Genomic DNA, 23,071 nt, shown 5'->3' on the forward strand with positions numbered 1-23,071 from the left:
TAACAATAACGGGGTCAAAAATAATAGATAAAATTGTATCTTGGCTCGTCAATATTTGTCCCCCGATGAAATATCTTAAGTTACTGCGCCCCAAGCACTGGGCTAAAAATGCCTTCTTGTTTATACCGCTGTTCTTTGCCGGTGAGTTATTCAACCTTGGAAAGATTGCCGAACTGATCGTAGCATTCATCGCATTTAGTCTTACCGCCAGCAGCATTTACATCATTAACGACTACCAGGACATTGAAGCGGATAAAAAGCATCCCGTGAAATGCAAACGCCCGCTCGCCTCCGGAGAGGTATCCAAAACCGCGGCGCTGATACTGTTCGGCCTTTGCGTAGTGGTAGGCCTGGGCCTCGCCTACTATGTACGGCAAAAGTTCGCTTTCGTGGTCGCCATATATTTTGTATTAAACCTCCTCTACTCCTTTGGATTAAAACATATTTCCATCCTGGATATCATTATACTCGCCATTGGTTTCGTTCTCCGCGTAAAAGCCGGCGGCATCGCCAGCGAAGTGGCTATGTCCGAATGGCTGATGATCATGGTCTTCCTCCTCGCCCTCTTTATGGCAATCGCCAAACGCCGGGACGACGTACTTATCAAGCTCAGCTCCGGCCAGGAAATGCGCAAGGCCGCCAAAGGCTATAACCTCGATTTCATGAACGTGATGCTGGCGCTGGTTTCCGCAGTGATCATCGTGGCCTACCTGATGTACACCATGTCGCCCGAAACGCAGATCCGTTTCAATACCTATCGCCTCTATTATACCTCCCTTTTTGTTATTGGAGGATTATTACGATATTTGCAAATAACCTACGTGGAGAACAACACTGGTTCTCCCACCAAGATCCTATATAAAGACCGTTTTATTCAATTAACCATTTTCCTGTGGGTCCTGAGTTTTTATGTTTTAATTTATTTACCCACTAACGTTACATTTTTTGAATAATGCAAAAACGGTTAGCAAATTGGGGCAACTACCCCGCTATCGCCAGTGAAGAAACGAGCTTTACGCAGGAAGATCAGCTGCGTACCTTTGTGAGCAATCATAAGGATTTGATTGCCCGTGGCAACGGCCGCTGCTATGGCGATGCCTCTCTGGGCAAGCATAGCATCTCCATGCTCCGGTACGATAAGATCCTGCAGTTCGACACGGCAAACGGTATCCTGGAAACCCAGGCCGGCGTTACGCTGGACCAGATCCTCGATATCATCGTGCCCAAAGGATGGTTTCTTCCTATTACCCCAGGCACCAAATTCATTACCGTGGGCGGCGCCGTTGCCTCCGATGTACACGGGAAGAACCACCACGTGGATGGCGCCTTCTCCAATCATATCATTGATATGGACGTGATCACCGGCGATGGCAATACCATTACCTGTGCGCCGGACAAAAACCCGGACCTCTTCTGGGCTACCTGCGGCGGTATGGGACTAACGGGAGTGGTTACACGCGTGAAGTTCGACCTCAAAAAAATTGAAACGGCCTATATCAAACAAACACAGATCAAGGCCAAAAACCTGGAAGACGTCATCCGCCTGTTCGAGGAGTATAAACATTATACCTACTCCATGGCCTGGATCGACTGCCTCAAGAAAGGCGACGCCTTCGGCCGCAGCATCCTCATCGTAGGGGAACATGCCAAACCGGAGGAGCTCACCGCCAAACAACGGCAGGCCCCACTCACGCTGCCGGCTAAACGTAAACTGACGGTACCGTTCAACCTCCCCTCCTTTATACTTAACACCCTGACTGTTAAGATATTCAACTGGCTGTACTACAATAAAAATCTCAAACGCGAAATCAATAATGTAGTCCCTTACGAGCCTTTCTTCTACCCCCTGGACGCCATCCTGCACTGGAACCGCGGCTACGGCAAGGCAGGCTTCGTACAATACCAGTTTGTACTTCCCCTGGAACACAAGGACGGCCTGGTGAAAATCCTGCAACGCATCAGCGATAAAGGCTGGGGTTCTTTCCTCGCCGTGCTGAAGGTATTCGGCAACCAGGACAGCCTCATTTCCTTCCCCATGGAAGGCTATACCCTGGCGCTGGACTTCCCCGTGCGCAAAGGCCTGTTCGACTTTCTCGATGAGCTGGACGAAATAGTGCTGCAGTACGGCGGCCGCCTGTACCTCTCCAAAGATGCGCGCATGAAGCAGGAGGTGTTCTGGAAGAGCTACCCCAACGCGGAGAAATTTGCCGCCATCGTAAAACAGTATAACCACAACAATACCTTTACCTCGTTACAATCCGAGCGCCTGGCGCTGACGAAATAATTACCTACTAACCAAACACCTCGTACTCCCATGCCATCTGTCTTAATACTGGGTGCGGGTTCCGATATGGCTATGGCCATAGCGCGCGAATACGCCTCCCATCAATACGATATTCAACTGGCCGCGCGTAGCGGCAACGCCCTCGTTCCGCTACAGCAGGATCTCCAGATACGTTACAATGTCACCGCCTCTGTACATGATTTCGATGCGGCGGCATTTGATTCCCATGCCGCTTTCTTCGCTTCATTGCCTGCCGTGCCGGATATCACCATCTGCGTGTTTGGCTACCTGGGCGACCAGGAAAAAGCGCAGCGCGACTGGTCGGAAGCGGCCCGCATTATCCATACCAATTACACCGGGGCCGTCAGCATCCTCAACATCGTGGCGGAAGCCTATGCGCAACGGGGCAGCGGCCTCATTGCCGGCATCAGCTCCGTAGCCGGAGAGCGGGGCCGCATGAGCAATTACATCTACGGCAGCGCCAAAGCAGGCTTCACCGCCTACCTCAGCGGACTACGGAACCGGCTTTTTCATGCACGCGTACACGTTATATCCATTCAACCGGGTTTCGTCAACACCCGCATGACCCAACACCTCACGCTCCCGCCGCTGCTCACAGCGCAACCGGAAGCCGTGGCCAAAGCGGTGTACAACGGCATCCGCAAAAAGAAGAACGTCCTCTACGTGAAATGGCATTGGAAATACATCATGCTCATCATCCGGAATATTCCCGAAGGCATCTTTAAAAAGTTGAAACTGTGATCATTTCCTTCTTTGACTTCGACGGTACTATTACCACCAAAGACACCCTCTGGCAGATCATCCGATACCAGAAAGGCAGCTTTGCCATGTACACCGGCGTACTCCGGCTACTGCCGGCGCTGGTGGCATTTAAGCTGAAACGCATTCCCGCCCAGGAAATGAAGGAACGTGTACTCACCCACTTCTTCGCGAACATGAAAGAGGAAGCGTTTCGCCGGGGTTGCGAGGACTTCTGCGCCATCGCGCTGCCTAAACTGCTGCGGGAAAAAGCCCTGGCTACCATTCAGCAGCACCAGCAAAACGGCAGCAAAGTTGTCGTGGTAACCGCCTCGCCCCGCTACTGGGTGGAACCCTGGTGCCGGAAAATGGGCATACAATGCATCGGCTCCGAAATGGAAGTAGCAAATGAAATGATCACCGGCAGGCTGCTGGGAATCAATTGTAATGGAGAAGAAAAAGTGAAGCGGATCAGGCAGGAATTCAAACTGGAGAGTTACAGGGTAATATATGCCTATGGGGATAGTGCGGGCGACCTGCCTATGCTGGCGCTGGCGGGCGATAAGGCGTCGTTTAAACCCTTCCGCGGGTAGTTTCTCGCAAAGAGGGTAGTTTCTCGCAAAGAGGCGTAAGGTTGCGTAAGACGCAAAGGATTAACATTTGACTGAATATTTCTCGCAAAGGCGCGTAAGAGCTTTAAGACGCAAAGGATTATCATCTGACTTAAAAAAAGACATAAACTCCTTTGCATCTTTGCCCCTTATGTCACTTTGCGAGCAACAACTCGCTGCGAGCAACCACTCCCCGCAAACAAAAACGTCCCGCCATTACGGCAGGACGTTCTTGTTATTGTAACAGATTGATTCCGGTGTAGTGCGCTTAAGCAGCTTTAGTGCCTTTCGCAGCCTGCAACTGTGCAGGAGAAATATAAGCAGGCTTCAGTTTGATCACGCCCACAAAATTCATCAGTTTCATCACCTGGTAGCTCGGATCAAATTCGTACCACTTCTTAGCGAAGTTCGGACTGTCCTTAAACTTGTGGTGATTGTTCTGGAATAACTCACCCAGCAGGATAATACCCCATGGAGAAGTGTTCCTGGATTTATCGCCATTGTCGAAGTTGCTGTAACCATATTTGTGACCGCACCAGTTCACTACTGCGCCCTGTACAGGGCCCATCAGGAAGTGGATCGGCAGCAGGAAGTACAGGTACCACATGCCGGCAGGCACAAACGCCACGTAAAAACCTACATATATAGCCATCCACACCAGGCGGGTGAGGTTATGATCGCCAAATTTATCCATGGCATCCCACTTTGGCAGCGGCTCCTGGAGGAATTTCGGGTCCACGCCGCTGGTATCCGTCAGGAAACCATTATAGATTTTACGGGTATGCACCATCATAGACCACACGTCCTTAAAGAAGTGAGGCGAATGCGGGTCATGCTCTGTATCGCTGAACTCGTGGTGCATACGGTGCATTACACCATAGGCTCTCGGAACCAGGTAAGAAGAACCCTGGAAGAACCAGGTGCAGAAATAAAAGACACGCTCCCAGAACTTACTGGTCGTGTACATCTGGTGAGAAGCGTATCTGTGCAAATAGAATGTGTGAAAGAACAATGAAAAGAACCAATGCACACAAAAGAATATCAGGATTGCTGTCATTTTCCGTTTTGATATTTACAAAAAGTGAACGTCAAAGGTAGTCTAAATACCTGTAACTCAAAGGAAAATAACGGCTTTTATTAAAATGAAATGTTAAATCTGCTAATCCCGGCTCTTCCGCACCCTGCGTAACTCAAGGAGGTTCAATCCATTACTTTCCAGACCGGTGATGCCGGGCTGCACCAGGTGGATCACCTCGTCGTAAAACAGGGGCACTACCGGCGCCTCCTCCACAATGATCCGGTCCATTTCCTGGTAAAGCCGGTACCGGCTGCTGTCGTCCGTTTCCCGGAGGGATTGTTCGTAGAGACGGTCGAACCGCGGGTTCGCAAAGCGCGTATAGTTGGGCGGGGCCGGGTTGCGACTGTAAAACATGGCCAGGTAGCTTTCTGCGTCCGGGTAGTCGGCAATCCAGCTGCCCCTGAAAAACAGCGCCTGGGATTTGGCCGTTTGCTCAAGCAGCAAGCTTTTCTGTATCACCTCCACCTGTAAACGAATCCCCACTTCCTGGAGCTGGTTGGCCACGTAGTTGGCCAGGTCCGCATAAATGGGGATGGATAATAATTTGATCACCGGCAGCCCCTCCCCGTTCGGATACCCGGCTTCCGCGAGCAGCTGGCGCGCCCTGGCAGGGTCATAGGTATAGCCTTTTACGCGGATGCTGTCGAAAGACGGTAAGCCCGCAGGCACAAAGCCGGCGTTGGCTGCCGTGCCAATGCCATTGCGGAGGTAGGTCATCATCTTCCTGCGGTCGAACCCGGCATTGATCGCCTGGCGGATTTTCTTCAGCCGCAACGGGGACGCCTGTACGATGTCCCGGCTGCTGTCGCACAGGATGCCCAGGTACTCCGTGTTCAGGTAGGCGTGCTTGTCCAGCTGCATCTTCCCCTGCCACTCCGCCTTCAGGTTGCCCTGGCGGGTCAGCACCTCATCTTTAAAGGAAGCGTCTATATCATTCATGAAATCCAGCTGCCCCTGCCTGAAGAGCAGGAACTCCGTAGCTTTGCTTTCCAGGAAGCTCACCTGCACGGCGTCCAGGTAAGGGAGGCGGCGGCCGCTGCTGTCCTTTTCAAAATAGTTCGGGTTGCGGTGCAGCACGAGCCCCTGCCCCTCGTCCCAGAGGTAGAACCGGAAAGGCCCGGTACCGCAGGGATGATTGCGGAAGTCCTTCCCGTACTTTTCAATCGCTTCATGGGGCACAATACTGCAATACTGCATGCTGAGGATGCCGAGGATGGGATGGAACGGCTCCGTGAGCCGGAGCTGGAAGGTGGAGTCGTCCAGCGCCACAAAGCCACTGTCCGCCTGCACCCGCCCGTTAAAAATCCATGCTCCCGAGGAAGCGGTAGCCGGGTCCATAATGCGTTTCAGACTATACACCACATCGGCAGCTACCATTTTTCTTCCTTTCCCTTGCGGGAAGATATCGCTGTCGTGGAAATAGACATCTCCCCTTAAATGAAAAGTAAATACCCGGCGGTCAGCCGATTCCTCCCAGCTGCTGGCCAGGGACGGTCTTATCTGGAGCTGACTGTCAATTTCCACGAGGGTATTGTACAACTGGTGCGTGGCCCAGATGACGGCCTGGTTGCGCGCGAAGGCAGGGTCCAGGCTGGCAATCCCTTCGACCTGGTTGTACCGGAAAACCTGTTTATCCGTTGGCAGGGCCGGGCCGCAGCCCCATAAGGCTACCGCCATCATCCCCCATATTTTCATACTGCGTACAACCGCCTGACAATAACAACTTTTCATTTGGCGGTAAATTAATATCTTTCCCGAAATAAAATACATCGAAATATGCGCGGCATTAAATTGCTTTGCCTGGCGCTGCTGGCTTCCGGCGCCACATTCGCCCAGCAATCGTTCACAAAGGCGGATACCCTCAGAGGGAGCATCACCCCTCAACGTGCCTGGTGGGACGTGACGGCGTACGACCTGCACGTAACCGTTAATCCGGAGGACAGCACCCTCACCGGCTACAATACCATTACCTATGCGATCCTGAAAAGCGATACCGTGATGCAGATCGACCTCCAGGAACCCATGGAGATCGACTCCATCCTGCAGGATAAACGCTCCCTGAAGTTCACCCGGGAAGGCAACGCCTGGTTCGTACGCATGGCGGCGCCACAGGAGGCGAAAAAGTCCGCCCGCGTTACCGTGTACTTTCATGGCAAACCCCGCGCTGCCCGCAAAGCGCCGTGGGATGGCGGCCTCGTATGGGGTAAAGACAAGCAGGGCCGCCCCTGGATCGCCACGGCCAACCAGGGCCTCGGCGCCAGCGTGTGGTGGCCGAATAAAGACCACCAAAGCGATGAACCGGAAAAAATGAGTATAGCCGTTACCGTGCCTTCCGAGCTGGTTGCCGTATCAAACGGGCGACTGAAAAAAACGGTCCCTAACGCGGACGGCACTACGACGTACAACTGGGCCGTTACCAACCCGATCAACAACTACTGCGTATCGCTGAACATCGGCCATTACCAGGAAATAAAGGACCAGTACAGGGGCGAGGGCGGCAAGCTGGACCTCAGCTACTGGGTGCTGGATTATGACGTGGACACCGCCACCGCTCAATTCAAGGTGGTAAAGCCTATGCTGCAATGTTTTGAGTACTGGTTCGGGAAATACCCCTTCTACCAGGACAGCTACAAGCTCGTGGAGGCGCCTTTCCTCGGCATGGAACACCAGAGCGCCGTGGCCTATGGCAACGAATTTAAAATGGGTTACCTGGGCAAGGACCTCTCCGGCACCGGCTGGGGACTGAAATGGGATTTTATCATCATCCACGAATCCGGCCATGAATGGTTCGGGAATAATATCACCACGAAGGACCTGGCAGATATGTGGGTACACGAGGCTTTCACCAACTATTCCGAAACCCTCTTTACCACCTGCCTCTACGGCGTAAAGGCAGGCAATGAATACTTACAGGGCAGCCGGCACAACATCCAGAACGATGTGCCCATCATCCCGGCTTACAACGTGAATGCGGAAGGCAGCGGGGATATGTATTATAAAGGCGCCAGCATGATCCACATGATCCGCCAGATCATCGGCAACGACGAAGCATTCCGCCAGCTGCTGCGGGGCCTGAACAAAACCTTCTGGCATCAGACGGTGACCGGCAGGCAGGTGCAGGATTATATCAACCAGTTTGCAGGCATCAACCTCGACAAGATGTATGAGCAATACCTCACCACCACGCAGATACCTACACTGGAATACCGCATCATCGGCCAGCAGCTGCAGTTCCGCTGGGCGGACGCCGTGAAGGACTTCAACATGCCCGTGAAAGTGAAGCTTAACGAGAGCGGCTATACGCTGATTTACCCGGGTACGCTCTGGCATACGGCTGTGCTCACGCTGAAAAAGAAATCTGATTTCCAGGTGGACAGCAATTTCTACGTGAACGTCAGGGAGGTGAAATAACGGGACATTCACTTACATTCGCATTAGAAAACACATGCTATGCGGATCATAAAACTATTTATCATTATGGCATTCTTACAGTTTTGGAGCCCGAACGCAGATGCGCAGGTTAAAACAGGCGATAAAGTGCCTGTATTTTCCTTACCGGACCAGGATGGCAAAACCTTTGACCTGGCCACGGTTGCGGGCAAACAGCCGCTGGTCATCTACTTCTACCCGAAGGATGAAACCAGCGTTTGCACAAAGGAAGCCTGCTCCTTCCGGGATTCCTATGAGGAATTTAAAAAGCTCGGCGCGCTGGTAATCGGCATCAGCTCGGATAATGTGGCATCGCATAAAAGCTTTGCGCAGCACCACAACCTGCCGTTCACCCTGCTCAGCGATACGGATCAGCAAGTCCGCAAGTTATTTGGGGTGCCCAAGACCTTTGTGATACCGGGTAGAGTTACGTATGTCGTGGACAAACGTGGCATAGTGATACACACGTTCAATTCGATGCGTGATGGAGAGAGACATGTTGCGGAGGCCTTGGAGGCGCTGAAAAAGCAGCATTAAATCTCTCCCCAAAAAAATAAAAAACACCGGCAGGCCACAGGCCTGCTTTTTTTATGCCGGTAAAAAGATGGTTAAACCGGTACGATGTTTAACAAAAATGTTTGACGTTAGACATAAATGTTTAACGTTAGACAAAATTGTCCAACACCACCCAACAAAAAAGGCGATGGAAAAATCCACCGCCTTTCATATAAATCATGAACATTTAAACATTAAGCCTCATTGAGGAAAGGATACCTGTAATCCACCGGAGGTACGAAGGTTTCCTTAATAGCCCTGGCGCTCAGCCAACGGTAGAGGTTCAGCATGGAACCTGCCTTATCGTTGGTACCGGAAGCGCGGGCGCCGCCAAATGGCTGCTGACCCACCACCGCGCCGGTTGGCTTATCGTTGATGTAGAAGTTACCGGCCGCATTCTCCAGCGTCCTGGTAGCCAGTTCCACCGCATAACGGTCCTGCGCAATAATGGAGCCGGTGAGGGCGTATTCGGAAGTGGTATCTACCACCTGCATGATCTCTTCGAATTTCTCCGCATCGTACACGTGGATAGTCAGTACCGGCCCGAAGATCTCTTCGCACATGGTCACGTATTTAGGATCCGTGGTTTCGATAACGGTAGGTTCGATGAAGTAACCTTCCGATTTATTGTAGTTACCGCCGGCAATGATTTTCACGGAAGGATCCTGCTTCGCGTTATCGATGTATTTGGCGATCTTATCAAAAGAGCGCTCGTCGATCACGGCGTTGATGAAATTGCTGAAATCCTCTGTGGTACCCATCTTCATAGTCTTGAGCTGGGCTACCAGTTTGGATTTGATCTCTTCTGCGATATTGCTTGGCAGGTAAGCGCGGGAAGCAGCGGAGCATTTTTGTCCCTGGTATTCGAAAGCGCCGCGTGCCAGTGCAGTAACGGCCACGTCTACGTCGGCAGATTTGTGGATGAGGACGAAGTCCTTACCACCGGTTTCCCCCACGATGCGCGGATAGGTTTTGTATTTCGCAATGTTTTCGCCGATGGTCTTCCACATGGTTTGGAATACGCCGGTAGAACCGGTGAAGTGGATGCCGGCAAAGTGCGGATCGGCGAAGCATACATCCCCGATCAACGGACCAGGCGCATACACGAGGTTAATTACGCCGGCAGGCAGGCCTGCTTCGATCAGTATCTTCATGAACATCTGCGCTGCGAAAACCTGTGTGTTGGCTGGTTTCCAAACCACCACGTTACCGCACATAGCGGCAGATGTAGGCAGGTTACCGCCGATAGCCGTGAAGTTGAAAGGAGTTACCGCCAGTACGAAACCTTCCAGCGGACGGTATTCCATACGGTTGTGGATACCCGGGGAGCTAACCGGCTGCTGACGGTAGATTTCGCTCAGGTAGTGCACATTCCAGCGGAGGAAGTCAATCAGCTCGCATGCGCTGTCAATTTCCGCCTGGTAGGCATTCTTACTCTGACCCAGCATGGTAGCCGCATTCATATGATAACGGTACTTGCTGGCAATGAGGTCCGCCGCACGCAGGAAGATGCCCGCGCGGGTTTCCCAGTCCATTTTCGCCCATTTTTCGCGCGCCTGTAAAGCGGCAGCGATGGCGTCTTTAATATGAGATGCATCTCCCATGTGGAAGTGCCCCAGTTTGTGCTTGATTTCGTGAGGAGGACGCAGATCAACAGTATTGCCGGTACGAACCTCTTTGCCACCGATATACATAGGAATATCAGCGGTTTCCGCTTTGAAGGCGGCCAGTTGCTTTTTGAGCGCTGCCCGCTCCGGGGAACCCGGCGCATAACTGTAAACAGGCTCATTTACTGGCGCTGCGTAGTCAAAGTATCCTGTATTCATCTGGTAAGATTTTGTTGTTTCTGATAAATAATAATTCGCTTGCAGTTTACGCTGCAAAGGTAATTGTTGTAACCAGCGGGGGCTTATTAATTATTAATGAATACTTATTAATTATTGTCCTCTTCTTTCTGCATCATCAGGTACGCCTTGATGAAACCGTTGAGTTCGCCGTCCATGACCGGCCCTACGTTACCTACTTCGTAATCCGTGCGGTGGTCCTTGATCATCTTGTACGGATGGAATACGTACGACCTGATCTGGGAGCCCCACTCGATTTTACGCTTGTTGGCGTTGGCGGCATTTTTCAGCTCTTCCCGTTTACGGAGTTCTTCCTCGTACAGGCGCGATTTCAGCATGGTGAGCGCTTTTTCACGGTTCTCCCCCTGCGTGCGGGCCTGCTGGCATTCGATGATAATGCCGGAAGGGATGTGTTTGAGGCGAACGGCGGTTTCCACCTTGTTCACGTTCTGTCCGCCCTTACCGCCGGAACGGTAGAATTCCCATTCCAGGTCAGCCGGATTCACTGCAATCTCAATATTATCATCCACTAACGGATACACATATACGGAGGCGAAGGAAGTATGCCTGCGGGCGTTGGAATCGAACGGCGATATACGCACCAGCCGGTGTACCCCGCTTTCCGCTTTCAGGTGGCCATAGGCAAAGTCGCCATCAAATTCCAGGGTAGCGGATTTGATGCCTGCGCCATCGCCGTACTGGGTATCGATCTCCGATACTTTCCAGCCCTGCTTCTCCCCATACATGCGATACATACGCAGCAGCATTTCTGCCCAGTCCTGGCTTTCCGTTCCGCCGGCGCCGGAGTTGATGGTGAGTACAGCCGGCATTTCGTCTTCGGGCTGGTTTAAGGTCGACTTAAACTCCAGGTCCTCCAACGCAGCCAGGGCTGCCTGATAGGCTTGTTCTACTTCTTCTTCAGTCGCTTCCCCTTCCCTGAAAAAATCATATAATACAGCACTGTCTTCTATAGCTGTATGTACATGATCATAAAGGTCAACCCAATATTTGTTTACCTTGATTTCTTTCAGGATGGAAGTGGCCCTGGCATTATCATCCCAGAATCCGGGGGCCAGGCTTAATTGTTTGTCGTTTTCTATTTTGGCTAATCGGTCAGGGACGTTAAAGAAAACCTCCCAGGACGTGAAGACGATCCCTCATAGCTTTAAGTTGCTCTGCTGTCATAGGGCGCAAATGTAATGAAAAATGTGGAAATCTGCTAATGTAATAATGGTTGATATATACCATGCAACAATACGGCAGGTTTTAGCAGGGTAATTAGCATAATATTTGCGGAATTTAGCATCCTGCCTGCGTTAGCGCCGCAGGCACTTCATATATCATCAAATAACCATATGCATGCAACTCCATGATACCCTCTATTACAGGAACCGCTCCGTGTTCAATTCCATTTCGTTTGTGATCATGATCGTCGCCAACATCCTGGCTGTAAAAATCCCTATCAACGGCGTCAGTACCGGCGAGGTAGCCGACCGCTTTCCCAGCCTGTTTGCGCCGGCGGGGTTTACATTCGGCATTTGGGGGCTGATCTATTCAGGCCTGCTGGCCTTCACCATCTGCCAGCAGATACTCGCCTTTACCGGCTCCCGCGAGGAGCAGCTGCGCCATCATATGCAGCGGATGAAACACTGGTATATTCTCAGTTGCATCCTCAACGCCGGCTGGCTCTTTGCCTGGCATTATGAGCTGATCCCCCTGGCGCTGCTGATCATATGCTTACTGTTACTTTGCCTCCTCCACATCCACCGGAACTTTTCTATTTATAACCCCGCAGCCACCCTGCACGAAAAGCTGTTCATACAGGCGCCCTTCAGTATTTACCTGGGATGGATCACCGTGGCCACCCTGGCTAACCTCGCCGCCTGCTTCGCCTATGCCGGCTGGCTCGTAAGCCACCAGGCGCAGGTGCGACTCGCCATTGTCCTCATTGGCATCGCCTCCCTCGTGAGTATGTATATGATCCTGTACCGCAACAATATCCTGCACGCGCTTGTTAGTGTCTGGGCGTTCTATGGCATCCTGTATAAGCGGCAAACGGAGGGACTGACGGACGAATACCGGATCATCTATGCCTGCATCATGGGTATCGGATTGATAGCTGTTACTATTTCATGGCATTTAATAAGTAAACAGAAATCATCCGTCTAAAATATTATTTTTGGCCTGCATTAATATAACACGATATGTTTCCATCAATTAATCCGACTGCTACCAAATCATGGCAGCAATTAAAAAGTCATGCTGAAGAGATGAAGAAAGTGCACATGCGTGCATTATTCGCAGAAGACAAGGAGCGTTTCAGCACCTTTTCTCTCAGGTTTGAAGACATCCTGTTTGACTATTCCAAGAATATTATTACCGAAGAAACTAAGGCCAAACTGCTGGAACTGGCCGTGGAATGCGGTGTTCCGGATGCTATCAAAGCCATGTTCCAGGCCGAAAAAATCAACGTAACCGAAAACCGCGCAGTACTGCATACCGCCCTGCGCAACTTCTCCGGCAAGCCGGTACTGCTGGACGGTAGAGATGTGATGCCGGACGTAATGGCCGTGCTGAACAAGATGGATCATATTTGCCGCCAGGTGCATTCCGGCGAATGGAAAGGATATACGGGCAAGCCTATACGCTATATTGTCAACATCGGCATCGGCGGGTCCGACCTCGGCCCGGTAATGGTCACAGAGGCCCTGAAGCCTTACTGGAAAGAAGGCATACAGCCTTACTTCGTTTCCAATGTGGACGGTACGCATATTGCCGAAACCCTGAAGAAAGTAACGCCGGACGAAACGCTGTTCCTCATTGCCTCCAAAACCTTTACCACCCAGGAAACCATGACCAACGCCCACACGGCGCGTAACTGGTTCCTGCAGCATGCCGGCGATGAAGCCTTTGTGGCCAAACATTTCGTCGCATTGTCCACCAACGAAAAGGCGGTGAAAGCCTTCGGTATCGATCCGGCTAATATGTTCGAGTTCTGGGATTGGGTAGGCGGCCGCTACTCCCTGTGGTCCGCTATCGGCTTGTCCATCGCGCTGACCATCGGGTACGAGCATTTCACGCAGCTGCTGAGCGGCGCGCATGCAACGGATGTACATTTTGCCACTACCCCGCTGGAAAATAATATCCCCGCTATCATGGCCCTCATCGGCCTGTGGTACGGCAACTTCTTTGATACCGCTACGGAGGCCATCCTGCCGTATGATCAATACATGCACCGCTTTGCCGCTTATTTCCAGCAGGGAAATATGGAAAGTAACGGTAAACATACGGATCGTACAGGCGCTGACGTTACTTATGAAACAGGGCCGATTGTTTGGGGCGAACCTGGCACCAATGGCCAGCACGCGTTCTACCAATTGATCCACCAGGGTACGCATATTATTCCGTGCGACTTCATAGCGCCTGCTATCAGTCACAACCCCATCGGGGATCATCACGTGAAGCTGCTCTCTAACTTCTTCGCACAAACGGAGGCGCTGATGAACGGTAAAACGGAAGCGGAGGTACAGGCCGAGCTGGAAAAAGCGGGCGCATCCGAAGCGGAGATCAAACGCGTGTTACCCTACAAGGTTTTCAGCGGCAACCGCCCTACCAACTCCTTCCTGGTGAAGCAGATCACGCCGTACACACTGGGCCAGCTGATTGCTTTGTACGAGCATAAAATTTTTGTGCAGGGAGTTATCTGGAATATTTATAGCTTTGATCAGTGGGGTGTGGAACTGGGTAAGCAGCTGGCCAGTAAAATTCTGCCGGAGCTGGAAAACGAGGAACTGGTGATTAATCACGACGCCAGTACCAACGGTCTAATCAACGCATTTAAATCCATGAGGAAATAAAGGAAAGTATTTAGTTAAAGTTTAAGGCTTAAGCCTTAACTAAGGTTTAAGTTCTGAGGTTGAAAATTGTCCCGCATTTTTTAATGCGGGAATTTTTTTTTCTCGCAATGCGAGTTGTTTCTCGCAAAGATGCAAAGGGGATTAAGGGCGCAAAGGGAGTTGTTTTCTCGCAAAGATGCTAAGGATGTTAAGCCCGCAAAGAGAACCCATTCCATGACTCCGCTCTCTTTTTTTCTTAAAAAAACATAACATAAGCCTTTGCCTCTTATGCCCCCTTTGCCTCTCTGCGAGCAACCAATATTTTCTTAAAAAAACATAACACAGGCCTTTGCCTCTTATGCCCCCTTTGCCTCTCTGCGAGCAACAAATAAAAAACCCCCGGAGAAGTCCGGAGGTTGTATTAGGATAATTAATTAAATAGTTCTGTGTAAAATTAAACTACCATTTGCCTACCATTTATCTACATCATCGGCTGCATGTGCGCCTGGAGCAGATGCTTCAACGGACGCTGATACCGGAGCTTCCGCTACGTCAGCGCCATCTGCGTCATCCTGATCTTCCTGCACATAATCGTGGTTGTAGGCATCAAAGTCAAAATCGGGCATCAACTCAGTTTTTACGTAGTTGATGGTTTCGGTCAGCGCGTTCAGGAACTTATTGAAGTCTTCCTTGTACAGGAATACTTTATGCCTGTCATAACCGTTGTCATTAAAACGCTTCTTACTTTCTGTGATAGTAAGAAAATAATCGTTTCCCCGAGTGGTCTTTACATCAAAGAAGTACGTTCTTCTTTTGCCCGCTTTCAATCGTTTAGAAAAGATGCTATCATTGTTTCTTTCCTGTTGATTGTTGTTTTCGTACGCCACAGTTGATAGATTTAAGTGTTAACGAATCAAATCCTGTTTCAATAAGGAACAAATATACTATTGTTTTACAAATATCAAAATAATTTTAAATGATTTTGAAAAATCATAAAACCCCGGGCGGAACGCCCACTGCGGCGTATATACAAGACAGTGATTATTATTCAGTTAGCGGCTCTTCTTCGCCGGATTGCTGACGCGCGTACAACTCGGCATAGTAGCCATTCAATGATAATAATTCTTCATGCGTTCCTGCTTCCGCGATGCGTCCTTCGTCCATCACAATGATCTTATCGAACTCAAACAACGCGAAGATGCGGTGCGTGATGATGATAGCGGTTTTATCTTTCAGATAGGCGTACAGGTTACCGATGATTTCCTTTTCCGTGCGGGCATCCACAGCGGAAAGGCAGTCGTCAAAGATCAGCAGCTGCGGGTCCTTGATCAGTGCGCGGGCAATGGAGATACGCTGCTTCTGGCCACCGCTGAGCGTTACGCCCCGCTCTCCTATCGCCGTTTCAAAGCCCTCGTTGAAGCCGAGGATGTCCTTCTCCACGGAAGCCTGCCTGGCGGCCTGTTGCACCTTCGGCAGGTCGGCCAGGGGATCGCCGAAGCGGATGTTATTGGCCACCGTATCCGAAAACAGGAACACGTCCTGCGGTACATAGCTGATCTGGCTGCGCAGGCTCTCCAACGGTATCTGCCGGATGTCCGTACCACTCATCATCACCTTCCCCTGCTGCGGATCATACATCCGTATGAGCAGTTGTGCCAGGGTACTTTTCCCGGAGCCGGTACGGCCTATTACGGCTATTTTTTCTCCGGGGGTTATGTGAAGATTAAAGTCCTTGATGGCCGTTATGCCCGTATGTGGGTAAGTAAATGTCACCGCTTCCAGCCGTATATCCCCATTAATGGCGATAGGCTTTGCCCCCTCCATATCCGTGATGCCGGGCCGTATCTGTAAAAATTCGTTTATGCGTTGCTGTGAGGCCGCGGCACGTTGTATCATAGAGGCCACCATCCCGATGGAGAAGAAGGGGAACATCAGCATGTTCACATAAATCACAAACTCCGCCAGGTTACCAACGGTAATATTGCCGGCTATCACCTGCAGCCCGCCGATGAAGATGGTGAGTATCACGCTGAGCCCGATCATCAATGCCATGGCGGGCTGGAACAAGGCGTCCGTCTTAGCCAGACTGATGGAGCTCTGTTTATATTCTTCGCTCGCTTCCTCAAAATGTTTGGCGCTTGCCTCCTCCTGCACATAGGATTTGATCACGCGGATACCGGAATAGGATTCCTGCGCGATGCTGGTGATACCGGATAACTGCGTTTGAATACGCTCGCTCTTTTTATGTATGATGCGGTTGACGTAGTAAATGGTGATGGCCAGGAAAGGCAGCGGGGATAAGGTGTACAGCGTCAGCAACGGATTGACGTCTATCATCAGGTAGATGATGATGACGATCAGGAACAGGGTGCGCGAAGCGTACATGATGGCAGGCCCTACGTACATGCGTACCCGTGATACGTCTTCCGTAATGCGGCTCATCAGGTCGCCCGTACGGTGCATTTTGAAGAAGTTCAAATCCAGCCGCTGGTAATGCTGATAGATTTCATTTTTGAGGCCGTATTCGATATGCCGGCTCATCACGATCAGCGTTTGCCGTTGGAGGAACAGGAAGAAGCCGCTGAGCAGCGCAAAGAGCAGGATGCTTACGCCGTAAAAAGCGAGTATCTGTGAAAAGCTGCCTTTGAAAACCCCGCTGAGGGCCGTGTTTTCGAGCAGCCGGTATTCATCCAGGTTATGGGACAGCAGATCGAAGATCTGGCGCACCATGATGGGCTGAAATACGCTAAATACAATGGATATTGCCGTAAACAACAATCCCAGGATTAACCTCCATTTATGCTGGATAAAATACTTGTTCAGTGCCGCTAAGTGTTTCAAAAGCCTATCTGTTTGAAGCAAAAATAGGACATTATGGGAACAACAAAAAGCCGCTCCTGTAGAGAAGCGGCCCGGCAATGATATAATCAAAAAATATTAAGCTTTCAGTCTGTTCAGTTCAGCGATGATCCTGGCTTCAGCATCCGCTTCGCTCACATCTTCCTTCACGAACCGGCGGCCGGTGATTTTTTCAAACAGCTCGATGTAGCGTTCGCTCACGCTGTTCACAAATTCATCGGTCATTTCAGGCACCTGCTGCCCGTCCTTACCCTGGAAACCGTTTGCCATCAGCCATTCCCGCACAAACTCCTTGCTGAGCTGGCGTTGTGGTTTTCCGGCTTGCTGGTTTTCCTCATAGCCTTCCGCATAGAAGTAACGGGAAGAATCCGGGGTGTGGATCTCATCGATCACCACGATCTGGTCGCCCACTTTACCGAACTCATATTTGGTATCCACAAGGATCAGTCCACGCTCCGCAGCCAGCTCCCTGCCCTTCCGGAATAATGCCAGGGTGTATTTTTCCAGCTGCTCGTACTCTTCCTTGCTCACCAGCCCCCTCGCGATAATCTCTTCCCGGGAGATGTCCTCGTCGTGGCCTTCATGCGCCTTGGTAGTAGGCGTGATGATCGGCTGCGGGAAATAATCGTTTTCCTTCAGCCCTTCCGGCATAGTAACGCCGCAAAGCACGCGCTGGCCTGATTTGTAGGTTCTCCACGCATGGCCGGTAAGGTTGCCGCGCACCACCATTTCCACGGGGAAGGTTTCGCATTTCAGCCCGATTGTTACGTTCGGCAATGGCGTTGATTTTACCCAGTTAGGCACAATGTCTTTGGTGGCTTCCAGCATGATAGCCGCTACCTGGTTCAGCACCTGGCCTTTGTAAGGAATAGGGCGAGGCAGTACTACGTCAAATGCAGAGATACGATTGCTTACAACCATGACCATGAGTTTGTCCTCAATGGTATATACATCACGTACTTTCCCTTTGTAGAAAGCGGTTTGACCTGGCAGGTTGAATCTTGGCTCTAACATGAATAAATTTTATAATAAATAAAAATGAATACCTTTTAACGCGCTGCAAAAGTATGCACGAATCAGATGTCTTGTTGCATTACGGCATAAATTTTCTCAGGAACCTGCCGGAACGGCCGATGCATAAGGCCGCAGCAGACTGATAATCGTTTCATTTTCCGGGTAGGGCGTCAGGTATTCCCGGATAGCCATAGGGTCCGTATGTTCCAGGTGGCCGGGGAAGTAGCCCATGCCGTAGAACTTACCTTTTTCCATGAGGATGCAGCTGCGCTCTCCCGGCTCCAACCCTTTGTCGTAAATGGTAACGGAAGGTTGCTGATCCTGCAGGTAGGCCACGGCGGCCGCTACCCGCTGGTTGTATGCCCCGGGGCTCTCCTCCTTGCGGCAGGCCCCATGGCAGGTGCCGGCAGTTATGCCCGCGCAGGTGCCTTCGCTCTTTTGCAGAAAGCACAACTTGGGGCAAAGCCCGAATTCCCTGATCAGGCTGCGTAATATACGATGCCCGTCCACGAGCAAATTGAAGCTATGCACCGGGTGGGAATACTTTCTTCTTTTTTCAATGGCCATGCGCAGGTACCCCATCTGGTCCTCAAAGAGGTAAAGGCCATAGCGGTATTCTATCCGCTTTTGCGCCGCGTTGAAAGCCGGCCATAGCCGCTTGATCTCCACCGATTCCAGGATGCATGCCATCAGCTCTGTAGCGGTAGGCTGGTAGCTGATACGATGAATGGTACGGAGGAAGTTCTGGCGCTGCCGCCCGGGGTTGTTGCCTGTAAAGTGGCTGTTGACGCGCTTTTTCAGGTCCTTGGCCTTACCCACGTACACCACCTTGTCTTTCTGGTCATGGAAATAGTACACGCCGGGCGCATTGGGCAGGGTATGCACCTGCTCCGGTGGCAGGTTCGGCGGGAGGAACTGCTCCTTGGAGCCGCCTTTCAGCGCGCCGGCAATGGCATTGGCCTTGTCCTGCGCCAGCATCATGGCAAAGAGCTTCATCGTGGCCTCGGCATCCCCTGCGGCGCGGTGCCGCCCGTTGATCGGTATCTGGAAATGCCGGCAGATGTTGCCCAGGCTATAGGAAGGCAAGCCCGGGAAGATCTTACGCCCCAGGCGCACCGTACAAAGCTTGCGGGTATCCAGCTCAAAACCGGCGGCCTTGAGGTGGTACTGCACGAAGGAATAATCGAAGTTCACATTGTGCGCCACGAAAATGTTATCCTTGAGCAAACTGTATATCATGGGGGCCACGGCTTCAAAAGGAGGCGCATCGGCCACCATTTCGTTCGTGATGCCGGTCAGGCTGCTGATATAATGTGGGATGGGAATACCCGGGTTAACAAGTGTATCGTAATGCTGCACCAGTCCGCTGCCATCATATACAAAAATGGCGATCTCCGTAATCCCGTTGGCACTGGCATGGCCGCCAGTGGTTTCAATATCTACAATTGCATACATCCTGAAACAAAGATATTGTTTTTAGGATAATCCTGCTTCCCTCCTTTGGAGAAATGAGAGCCGCCATAAAGCCAGCGAAACATAAAACGCCCAAAGCAGCATCAGGTGTACCACGCTGCCCATATTATCCGCCAGGGAAGCGCCCGACTGCACTATGGCGATGTAGATTTTCAGAAACGGCGTGGTAGGCAGTAAGGACGATATTAACTGCATCCCCCGGGGCAGGGAATCATAAGGCCAGGCCAGCCCGCTGAGCAGGAAAAACGGGTAGGTGGAAAACACCATCAGCTGCGCCGTGAGCAGCTGCCCTTTGAATAAAGTGCCCAGCATGAAACCCATGGGGATCAACGTTACTATAAACAGGATAAACGCGATGGCCACATCCAGCGGCTGCCCGCGGAAAGGGATGTCCAGCGTGCGGTAGTTCACCGTCATAAAAAAGGCCGCATAGCCACAGAAGAGTATAAAGTAAAACAGTGATTTCCCCCAAAGGGCGGTCGATAAACTGTTGCCCGCCAGGCCGATCACCTGCCCGAGGTGACGGCGTTGCCGGTCCAGCGCCACGCTTTCCGCCAGCCCTATCAGCAGCGTCTGCTGCAGGATCAGCGCCAGCAGCCCCGGCAACAGGAAGCCTCCGTAGCTGGAACGGGTGTTGTACAGGGGCCGGTAGTCGAAATTCACCAGCATGGTTTCCCGCATGGCGATTTCATTATTGTTCCCCTGCATCTGGTTGTATTTGAGCCGTACCCCCGCTCCTACGGCCATGCCTATATTGGTAATGCCCATGGCCAGCTCGCTGGATGGCAGGAACCGCGCCCCATTGACCACCAGCACCACATCCGCCTGCTTGAGGCCGAGCAAATTCTTCTCCATGCCTTTCGGCAAAAAGAGGTATCCCTGCGTATCGCCGTAGTACATGCTTTTTTCCGCATCCTGCATATTGGCGGCCCGCACCAGCTTCGTAATCTGCAGCTTGCCCACCTGCTCCACGAAGGTCCGCGAGAGGTCCGTATTATCTTCATCCACCACGCCCAGCATGACCTGCTCCTCCACCTTGTACTGGTAGATGCTGCCATAAAAAAACGCATAGATCAGCGGCGCCAGCAGCAGGGTCAGCGTCAGGCTATGGTCCGAAGCAATGAGTTTCAGCTCCCGCAAAAAAACGCGTCCTATGTTAGAGAAGAAATCAGGCATGTACAGCGGATTTATTCAACCGGCGTTGGAAAACGAGCGTCGCCACCGGGTACGTCAGCAATATAAAAACGAGCAGGTGAGCCATCTCCCTAAAACAATATATTAAAGGCAGCTGCATGAAATAAACTTTGAAAAAGGAATCCAGGAAAGGCGTAAACGGCATCAGCTGCGCGTAGTACTGGTCAAACCAGGGCATACCCCAGCGGGGAAAGGTAAAGCCGCTGAACACAAAGGCCGGCGACGTATAGAACAACCCGATATCACAGGCCAGCATCACATCATTGAACAGGGCCGATACCATCATACCCACACCAATACACGCGACGGCCAGCAGCGTGTACATCACAAACAGCGGCCAGTTGCTGGCAATACCGCCACCAGCAAAAATGGGAAACATGATGCAGGTCACCAGCAGGTAATTCACCCAGGCCACGGAAAGATGCGCGAGGGTTTTCCCCGTTATCACTGCCGATGCGGAACCACCTGCCTGTTCCCGTAAATCCTCCAGGGTGCCGGTATTGTTCTCATAATTCAGCATCAGCACCGCTACCATGATGATCATCATCTGCAACGCCACGGCAATGAGGCCGGGCACCAGGTAAGCCTGGTAGTCGTACCGCGGATTGTACAACACCCAGGAATGCAGGTTCACCGGCAATACCAGGGACATGGCCTGGCCAGCAGGCATGCCCTTCTTCACAAACTTCTGCAGGATCACCCCGGAGCCGGCAGTGATGATCACCTGCGCCGCATCCTTGTAAATCAGCTTGGAAGTAACCAGGGACGCGGCGTTGGCGTACAGGGTAACGGTTGCGGGATGGCGGCTTTTTATGTCCCGGTCCATCCCCGGCGGGAAATGTATGGCAGCCAGGATCTCCCCTTTCTTCATGAGCGATTCGATCTCGGCGTAGCTATTTACCTGCCTGGTAAAATGGATAGACTCCGTTTGTTCGAGCATGAAGGTGAACTGCCGCGACAAAGGCGAATGCGATTCGTCCCATACCGCCACGGGCATCTCCTGTGCAAACTTGTTGTTATAGATCAGCGCATACACCGTGCAGATAATCACCGGCACCACCAGCAGCACCACATAGTGTACCGGCAGCGTGAGAATACGCTTCCATTCGCGGATATAAATGCGGGAGATGGCTTTGATCATGGCAGTTGCATGCTGGCGGTCATCCCCGGTCGTAAACCATTGATGGCGGCCTCATTTAGGGGTTTAAAATCGACGGTGAAGGTCCGGAGTTCGAAATCCCCCTTCGCTTTTACGGGCACCCAGTTGGCAAACGTCAGCGAAGGCGATACCTCGCTTACTTTAGCCTCAAACTTTTCCGGATCACAGCCAGGGACGGTCATTTTCACCACGGCGCCCAGCTTGAGCCGGTTCATCTGGTCCTGCCGGATGTTGAAGCGCATATGATAGGTTTCCGGTTTCTGCAGGGTGATCAGCGGGTAACCGATGGATACGATTTCCCCTTCGGAGATGACCATGGATGAAATGATCCCGTCCGTGGGCGCATGGATGTACGTGTTATCCGCCAGCGCTTTGGTGAGCTCATAGCCTTCCCGGGCCTGCGTGAGGATGGCCGCTGCCGCCTGGATTAGCTCCGGCCGGCTGCCCTGTTCCAGCATCTCCATATTCAGCTTCGCGGTTTCCATTTCCTTTTTGGCTGCCTGCAACTTGAAATACACGAGGTCTTTTTCCTGCCCGGAGATCACTTCATCATTGAAGAGGTTCTCCATGCGTTTATAGGTTTTCTGCATCAGCTCATACTGGTCTTGCGTAATTTTATAGAGGTTATCCGCAGCCTTGATGGCCTCGGGGCGGGCGCCTTTCTGCAACAGCGTCAGCTGGGCCTGCGCCGCATCGATGGCCGCCAATGCCTGGTTGCGGATGGCATTGATTTCCGTGGAACGCAATACGCCCAACAGCTGGCCTTTCCGCACCGTGTCCCCCTGCTTCACCAGCAGGCTGTCCAGCCTGCCCGGGAATTCCGCCGCCACATCCACATAGTCGGCATCTACCATGCCGATGACGGAATCGTCCGCAGCGGCCGGCTTCTTTACAAAGAAGAACAAGGCGATGATAATAATGATAATGGGAACAAGTAAAGCCCAATAATTTTTAAGAAAGTTCCTCATCTGTATGC

Annotated in this window: 19 protein-coding genes; 8 read left to right on the top strand and 11 right to left on the bottom strand. The window is 51.8% G+C overall.

What is annotated here, in order from left to right; all coding sequences use genetic code 11:
* Nucleotides 1-65: 65 nt before the first annotated feature.
* The 4 genes from BOC67_RS11400 to BOC67_RS11415 are packed head-to-tail and all read left to right on the top strand — an operon-like array spanning nt 66 to nt 3,636.
* A complete protein-coding gene (locus tag BOC67_RS11400) occupies nt 66-953 on the top strand; it encodes a decaprenyl-phosphate phosphoribosyltransferase (RefSeq protein ID WP_291910349.1) in 888 nt (295 codons plus the stop codon).
* Nucleotides 953-2,284, top strand: coding sequence for an FAD-binding oxidoreductase (locus BOC67_RS11405; protein ID WP_291910350.1), 1,332 nt, complete (start codon nt 953-955; stop codon nt 2,282-2,284). The genes BOC67_RS11400 and BOC67_RS11405 overlap by 1 nt, the downstream gene beginning before the upstream one ends.
* Nucleotides 2,285-2,314: 30 nt before the next feature.
* Entirely contained in the window at nt 2,315-3,046 is a 732-nt protein-coding gene (locus tag BOC67_RS11410) for an SDR family oxidoreductase (RefSeq protein ID WP_291910352.1), read from the top strand.
* Nucleotides 3,043-3,636, top strand: coding sequence for an HAD family hydrolase (locus tag BOC67_RS11415; RefSeq protein ID WP_291910355.1), 594 nt, complete (start codon nt 3,043-3,045; stop codon nt 3,634-3,636). Before BOC67_RS11410 ends, BOC67_RS11415 begins: the two co-directional genes overlap by 4 nt.
* A 286-nt stretch (nt 3,637-3,922) precedes the next feature.
* Here the strand turns inward: BOC67_RS11415 and BOC67_RS11420 are convergent, their stop codons facing one another.
* Both BOC67_RS11420 and BOC67_RS11425 read right to left on the bottom strand, forming a co-directional pair.
* Nucleotides 3,923-4,711, bottom strand: a complete 789-nt coding sequence (locus BOC67_RS11420; protein ID WP_291910357.1) for an acyl-CoA desaturase — start codon at nt 4,709-4,711, stop codon at nt 3,923-3,925.
* Nucleotides 4,712-4,813: 102 nt separating this feature from the next.
* The gene (locus BOC67_RS11425; protein WP_291910358.1) at nt 4,814-6,463 is read right to left on the bottom strand and encodes an ABC transporter substrate-binding protein; all 1,650 of its coding nucleotides are present in this window, start codon (nt 6,461-6,463) and stop codon (nt 4,814-4,816) included.
* A 45-nt stretch (nt 6,464-6,508) separates the two neighbouring features.
* Between BOC67_RS11425 and BOC67_RS11430 the strand changes: the two genes are divergently transcribed.
* Both BOC67_RS11430 and BOC67_RS11435 read left to right on the top strand, forming a co-directional pair.
* The gene (locus BOC67_RS11430; RefSeq protein ID WP_291910360.1) at nt 6,509-8,143 is read left to right on the top strand and encodes a M1 family metallopeptidase; all 1,635 of its coding nucleotides are present in this window, start codon (nt 6,509-6,511) and stop codon (nt 8,141-8,143) included.
* Nucleotides 8,144-8,209: 66 nt separating this feature from the next.
* The gene (locus tag BOC67_RS11435) at nt 8,210-8,698 is read left to right on the top strand and encodes a peroxiredoxin (RefSeq protein WP_291910362.1); all 489 of its coding nucleotides are present in this window, start codon (nt 8,210-8,212) and stop codon (nt 8,696-8,698) included.
* Nucleotides 8,699-8,910: 212 nt separating this feature from the next.
* Here BOC67_RS11435 and pruA read toward each other — a convergent pair whose 3' ends face one another.
* Both pruA and prfB read right to left on the bottom strand, forming a co-directional pair.
* Nucleotides 8,911-10,542 carry an L-glutamate gamma-semialdehyde dehydrogenase gene (gene pruA, locus BOC67_RS11440; protein ID WP_291910365.1) on the bottom strand — a complete coding sequence of 544 codons (1,632 nt, stop codon included), beginning with the start codon at nt 10,540-10,542 and terminating at the stop codon, nt 8,911-8,913.
* 107 nt (nt 10,543-10,649) lie between these two features.
* A protein-coding gene (gene prfB, locus BOC67_RS11445) for a peptide chain release factor 2 (protein WP_291910367.1) occupies nt 10,650-11,745 on the bottom strand; the annotation gives its coding sequence in 2 pieces (ribosomal slippage) (nt 10,650-11,684 and nt 11,686-11,745; 1,095 coding nt in all).
* Between the two features lie 174 nt (nt 11,746-11,919).
* On the opposite strand from prfB, the gene BOC67_RS11450 reads away from it, so the two are divergent.
* Both BOC67_RS11450 and pgi read left to right on the top strand, forming a co-directional pair.
* Complete coding sequence (locus tag BOC67_RS11450) at nt 11,920-12,729, top strand: hypothetical protein (RefSeq protein ID WP_291910369.1); 810 nt, start codon at nt 11,920-11,922, stop codon at nt 12,727-12,729.
* Between the two features lie 35 nt (nt 12,730-12,764).
* The gene (gene pgi / locus BOC67_RS11455) at nt 12,765-14,417 is read left to right on the top strand and encodes a glucose-6-phosphate isomerase (protein WP_291910372.1); all 1,653 of its coding nucleotides are present in this window, start codon (nt 12,765-12,767) and stop codon (nt 14,415-14,417) included.
* Between the two features lie 449 nt (nt 14,418-14,866).
* Here pgi and BOC67_RS11460 read toward each other — a convergent pair whose 3' ends face one another.
* The 7 genes from BOC67_RS11460 to BOC67_RS11490 form a co-directional block, all read right to left on the bottom strand.
* Nucleotides 14,867-15,283, bottom strand: coding sequence for a DUF3276 family protein (locus BOC67_RS11460; RefSeq protein WP_291910374.1), 417 nt, complete (start codon nt 15,281-15,283; stop codon nt 14,867-14,869).
* A 157-nt stretch (nt 15,284-15,440) separates the two neighbouring features.
* Nucleotides 15,441-17,237, bottom strand: a complete 1,797-nt coding sequence (locus BOC67_RS11465) for an ABC transporter ATP-binding protein (RefSeq protein WP_291910376.1) — start codon at nt 17,235-17,237, stop codon at nt 15,441-15,443.
* 96 nt (nt 17,238-17,333) lie between these two features.
* Nucleotides 17,334-18,269 (bottom strand): phosphoribosylaminoimidazolesuccinocarboxamide synthase, encoded by a 936-nt coding sequence (locus BOC67_RS11470; RefSeq protein WP_291910378.1) that lies wholly within the window; start codon nt 18,267-18,269, stop codon nt 17,334-17,336.
* 96 nt (nt 18,270-18,365) lie between these two features.
* Entirely contained in the window at nt 18,366-19,724 is a 1,359-nt protein-coding gene (locus BOC67_RS11475) for an exonuclease domain-containing protein (RefSeq protein WP_291910380.1), read from the bottom strand.
* A gap of 21 nt (nt 19,725-19,745) precedes the next feature.
* Nucleotides 19,746-20,918, bottom strand: a complete 1,173-nt coding sequence (locus BOC67_RS11480) for an ABC transporter permease (RefSeq protein WP_291910383.1) — start codon at nt 20,916-20,918, stop codon at nt 19,746-19,748.
* Nucleotides 20,911-22,077 carry an ABC transporter permease gene (locus tag BOC67_RS11485; protein WP_291910385.1) on the bottom strand — a complete coding sequence of 389 codons (1,167 nt, stop codon included), beginning with the start codon at nt 22,075-22,077 and terminating at the stop codon, nt 20,911-20,913. Before BOC67_RS11485 ends, BOC67_RS11480 begins: the two co-directional genes overlap by 8 nt.
* Entirely contained in the window at nt 22,074-23,063 is a 990-nt protein-coding gene (locus BOC67_RS11490; protein ID WP_291910386.1) for an efflux RND transporter periplasmic adaptor subunit, read from the bottom strand. Before BOC67_RS11490 ends, BOC67_RS11485 begins: the two co-directional genes overlap by 4 nt.
* Between the last annotated feature and the right edge of the window lie 8 nt (nt 23,064-23,071).

The organism is Chitinophaga sp. CB10, from assembly GCA_001870995.2.
Taxonomy (GTDB): Bacteria; Bacteroidota; Bacteroidia; order Chitinophagales; family Chitinophagaceae; genus Chitinophaga.